Here is a 5447-nt window from a genome sequence, read left to right as displayed (position 1 = left end):
CCGTGTGCCAGTCGCCCTTTTTAAAGAAAGAGCGCCGGATGCCGTCGTCCACGACGGTGCGGGTGCCTTTGGTCTCCAGGTTGTTGAGCGTCGCGCCGTGGTTTATCAGATCTCCGCCCGCCACAATGCGGCTGTCCTGGTTGGTGAGCGCGCCGCCGTTAATCGTCATGGCGCCGCCGCTGGTGATGCTGGCCGCGTCCTGGTTGATGATTTGTGTTTCAGAAACGATGGTGTCGTAAATATACGCCAGAAAGTGCTTGCTGTAGTCGTAGCCCGGCACCTTAAAGCGCATGCGGTTTTTACCGTTCTCGTGGGTGAGCAGCGCCACATCCCAATTGATGCTGCCGTCTTCGTTCAGCCCCCAGCGGACGCCGTTTTCGTCCGCCGCCGCCAGCACATAGCGCCGGCCGTCGCCGCCGTTGCAGGCATAGCCTTCACGGTCGCCCTCGCAGTACTGCCACTCTTCGTGCGATTCACGCGACACCTCAACCACGTCCTGCGTGAGCTGCAGGTGTATGTCGCGGTTATCAATGGCCTTCATACTGAGGTTCAGATCGCCCGCCGCCTCAATCTGCGCGCTGTGGTTTTGCAGCGTGCCGCCCTGGCCGCTGGCGTGAAGGTTTGCATCCAGCGCGCCGCCAAAGCTCATATCCCCGGCGCTGTAGAGAAGCGCATGGTCGCGGTTGAGGATGTACCCGGCGGCGATATCCAGCCGTTCGCGGGCGGCAATAACCGCCGCCCTGCCGCTGTCGGCGTCTTTATCATTAACGAGTCTGTTCACATCAAGCGCGATATGGTCGCCATAAATACGCCCGCTGCCGGTGTTTTCAAGCGCGCCGGCCTGAATGTGCGTCAGCCCGCCGTCAATCAGACCGGTGTTGCTCAAAAGGCCGGCAATGCGCAGCAGCGTTCCGGTGGCGCTCAGTTCGCCGCTTTCCCGGTTATCCAGGTTTCCGGCGTTCAGCGTCAGGGTATTGCCCGCGCCCATGCTGCCTTCGTTCACCACCTGACCGTGGGTGGTGAGGTCAAGGTTGCCGCCTGCGGCAATCTCGCCGGTGTTATGCAGGTCCTGTTGCAGGGTGAGCGCCATGTCCCCGCCTGACGACACCGTGCCGTCGCCGCCAAGGCGCGTCGCGGCGAGCTTCAGCGCATCGCCGGCGTAAAGCGTGCCGCCGGTGTTGGACACCGCCAGCGCGCCGCCTTTCACATCAAGCGTACCGCCGCTGACCAGCATACCGGCGTTGTTGTTAAGCCGCCGGGCAATGTCCGCCGTCAGCGAGGCCGCGCTCTGAATGCGCCCGCGGCTGTTCTCCACGCTTTGCGCATTCAGCGTGATATCCGTGGCTTCCACGCCGTGCGCGCCCGTACCTGTGCCGCTGTTGTCAAGCGTTGCGGTGGTCAGCGTCAGCGCGTCGTTCGCCTTGATAAACCCGTCGCGGTTGTCGGTCGCGCCCTGTACGGTAACGGTCGCATCGCCGGCGGCGAACAGTTCGCCGCCGCGGTTATCCAGCGCGGCGGTATCGAGCGCCAGGCCGCCGCCGGAAAGCACGCTGCCGTTCTGGTTGTCAAGGGCGGTAAGCTGCGCCAGCGTCAGCCCGCCGCCGCCCTGCAACAGCCCCTGCCGGTTGTTGAGCGCGCCGCCGGATATGTCCAGCGCGCCATCGGCCAGCACCCTGCCCTGCGCGTTCGTCAGCCCGCCGCTGGCAAGCGTTATATCGCCCGCGCTCAGCAGCGCGCCCCGGCTGTTATCCAGGGTGGCGCTGCCAAGCCGCAGCCAGCGGTTGCCGCTGAGGGTGCCGTCGCTGTTGTTTAGCGCGCCGGTACTCAGCGCCGCCTGATTTGCCGCAATAAAACCGTGATGGTTATCCAGGGCGGCGCTTTTAAGCGTCAGCGCGCCCTGCGCGCGAATGCCCGCGCCGGCCGTGTCGCTGTTATCAAGCGCCGCGCCCCGGGTGTCAATGGACATCTCACCGCCCGCCAGCAGCAGGCCCTGGCGGTTATCGAGCGCCCGGGTCAGCAGCGCCATTGTCTGTGCCGATATCACGCCCGCGCCGTTATTGAGCGCGCCGGTTTGTAACGTAAGCAACCCGCCGCTGAACAGGCCGCCTTTGTCGCCGCTGTTGCGGTTGCTCAGCGTCTGCCCGTGGGTGTGAATGTTGAGGTTGCCCGCCGCCTGAATCAGGCCGGCATCGTTGTTGACCTGCCGGCTTTCGGGCGCAGGCGCCCCTTTTTCGCTACCGGAGCGGTTATCAACGGCGCCGGTTATCAGGTCAAGGTCGCCGGCGCCGACAATCCGCCCGCGCCGGTTATCCACTCCGCCGGCGCGCAGCGTCAGCATGCCAGCGCTGAGAATGTCCCCCTCGCGGTTATTGAGCGCCGCGTCGCCTGTGTTGAGCGCAAGCGCCGTCGTGGACTGAATTAAACCCGCGCGGTTGTCGAGCGCGCCGCTGTTAAGCGCAAGCTCGCCGCCGGAAAGCAGGCTGCCCTTCGCGTTATTCACGCCGCCTTTGTTTGTGTCGATGGCAAGCTTACTACCGGCAAGCACTTCACCGCCTGCGTTATTAAACGTGCCGCCGTCGCCGCTCAGGCTCACCTCTCTGGCCTGAATGTACCCGCGGGCGTTGTTCAGCTCGCCTGTTTTCAGCTCAAGGGTGTTGCCGGCAATCAGCCCGCCGTTTTCGCCGCTGTGGCTGTTATTGAGCAACTGGCCGTTGGTGTTAAGGCGCAGACTGTCGGCGCGCACCCGCGCGCCGTTGCTGTTATTGAACGCGCCGGTGGACAGCGAGGCCGCGCCGGCGCTGGCAAGCGTCCCCCCTTCGTTATTCACCGCCCCGCTGTTGAGCGTCAGCGTACTGGCTGCGGTAATGCCGCCGCCGGTGTTCGTCAGCGCTCCGGCGCGCAGCGTCATCGCCCCGCCGCTGTAAATCGTGCCGGCGCTGTTATCAAGCCGCTGACCGCGCGTGTCGAAGCTGAGCGTACCGGCGGCCTGCGCCAGGCCGCCATGATTATTCAACCCGCCGCCGCTGACGGTAAGCGCGCCGTTGCTGAGTAGCTGCCCTTTGCTGTTGTTAAAGACGCCGCTGCCGGTATCCACCGCCACCGCCCCGCCCGCAATCTGCCCGTGCGCATTGTCGAGGCTGGCTGAGAGCAGTTTCAGCGTTTCGCCCGCGCCCAGCAGGCCGCTGACGTTACTGATGGCGCCCGCGGCCTTAAGCGTCACACTGGCCGCGCCGCTCACGTTGCCGCGCAGGTTATCGAGCAGCGCTGCGGTCAGCGTGACCGGGCCGCCTGCCTGCAGCGTGCCGTCGCGGTTAAGCAGCGCGCCCCGTGAGGCGATATCCAGCGCGCCTTCCACGGCGGTCATGTCGCCCCGGGTGTTGTCCACGGCGCCGGCGCTGAGCGCCACGCCCCCCTGGCCTGCAATCACGCCCCCGGTGTTATCCAGCGCGCCGCTGACGTTCACACGCAGCGTTTCCCGACCGGTCTGCACCAGTTTACCGCCGCGATGCGACAGCGACTCGCCTGTAAGCGTGATGCGGCCTGCGCTAATCTGCGCATTATCAAGCCGGAGCGCGCCGCCGCTCAGGGTGAAGCTGCCGGCGGAGGCCAGCGCCCCGCTGTCGCCCTGTATTGCGCCTGCCTCCACGCGCAACTGGCCGCCGCCCTGATGCCGCACGGCGCCGCTCGCGTTATTCAGCAGCCCGGTTTTCACCGTCAGGTCGCGCGCATGGCTGGCAATCACGCCGCCGGCGTTATTGATGCTCTTCGCAACCGTCAGCGACAGGTCGTCGCTGCCGGTGTGATACAGCGTACCGCCGGCGTTGTCGAGCGCCCGGACGTTGAGGGCCAGCTTACCGGCCTGAAGCGCGCCCTGGCGGTTGCTGAGCGAGGCGGCGTTGACCGTCAGCGCCTGCGCCTGAAGCGAGGCGGCATCGTGGTTCACGCTCCCCGCCGCGTTGATGGCTATCGTCTGCGCCTGCGTTTTGCCCTGCGCAAGCGAGACGTTGCCGGTTTTCGCCATAAGCGTTATCGCCCCGCCGGCGTGGCTCTGCGCCTGGCGCAGGTCCAGCGCGCGGGCGTCAAGGGCGATATTCTGCGCGGCCAGCAGTTGCCCGCTGGCCTGAAGTTCGCCCTGCGCATTCACGGTTAACGTCCCGCGGCTGCCGGTTTTGCCGGCATCCGTCATGCCCGCCGCCAGCGCGCTGCCCGCGCCGCTGCTGACAGAGGCGGCGCTGAGCGCCGCGTTGTTCGCAGCGGCAATGACGCCCTGGTTGGTCAGCGCGCCGCCGGTCTGCACGGCGATATCCTGCCCCCGGAGCAGCCCCGGATTGCTCACGCCGGCCCGGCTGGCGAGCCGTATATCCTGCCGGGCGTGGATGCTGCCCGGGTTATCAATGGTGCCGTCGGCGTTCATCACAACGTGCCCGGCGCTGGCGCCGATGTGACCGGCGTTGTGTACGCCCACGCCTTTTTCCGTTCCGGTGAGGCGGATCCTTCCGGCATACATCCCGCCGACGGCCGCCACGTCCAGCGCGAAGGCCGGCTTTGCCTCAGCCGTATTTTTTGCCTGAACCGCGCCGCGGGCGGCATCCACCTGGTTTACCCCGGTGGTGAGCGCAAGGTCGTTCGCCCACACGCCCGCGTTCACGGTGACCGAGCGGGCGATGATGTCGGTGTAATCCTGGCGCGAGCTGTCAAGTCCGGCGCCCTGTACCACCACTTCGCCACGGCTGACGTCATAGCCGGTAATCACGCCGTTATTAAGCTGCGTCCGGCCGGTGGTGAGCGTGGCGCGGCTGGCGTTGATAAACCCGCAACCGTCGCAGGTAATGCCCGCCGGGTTGGCGATAACCACCTGCGCCTTTTGCCCGGCCACTTCGATATAGCCGCCAAGTTTACTGGGATCACGCGCGTTGACTTCGTTAAGGATAACGCTGGCCGCGCCGCGCGCCAGCCACGGGTTAGCCGCCACCATACCGCCGGTTTCGGTCTGCACGTTTTTGTGGGAATTATTGAGGATGACGCCTTTTTTATCGACGTCGAACCGGCTGTAGACGTTGCGCGACACGCCGCCTGCGCCCGGCGTCTGAATATTAACCTGCGGCGTGCCGTTGGCGCTGCTGATAACCGTGGGGCGCTGGTTGCCCGGCGCGGATTTATCCGCCAGGATGGCGCCCTGCGCCGGATACACCGCCCCCAGCGCCAGCAGTATGGCATAGCGCGCGGGGCGCAACCGCCCGGTGATGCGCATCAGGGTACGGCCTGCACCCGCCGCCCCGCCGCCGCCCTGGCCGGAACCGGCGATTTCAGCCACCACCATTAACATCCCACGGGCGCGGTTAAAAATAACGCGCCATAAATTCTTATTCATCCGGCTTCATCCTTGCTTATTTTTGTTATGTGCGGCGAAAGCGCGCAAATGCTGAACGCGCGCCGCCGTTCCCTGT

At 65.7% G+C, this 5447-nt stretch carries 1 protein-coding gene; it reads right to left on the bottom strand.

The genetic code is table 11. The annotated features are described in order from the left end of the window. Positions 1–5371: two-partner secretion domain-containing protein (locus tag JJB97_RS17315; protein WP_238715331.1), on the bottom strand; the 5371-nt coding region annotated here is incomplete at its 3' end. Between the last annotated feature and the right edge of the window lie 76 nt (positions 5372–5447).

This window comes from Tenebrionibacter intestinalis (assembly GCF_016632365.1).
GTDB lineage: Bacteria > Pseudomonadota > Gammaproteobacteria > Enterobacterales > Enterobacteriaceae > Tenebrionibacter > Tenebrionibacter intestinalis.
This window is presented reverse-complemented; position numbering and strand designations above follow the sequence as displayed.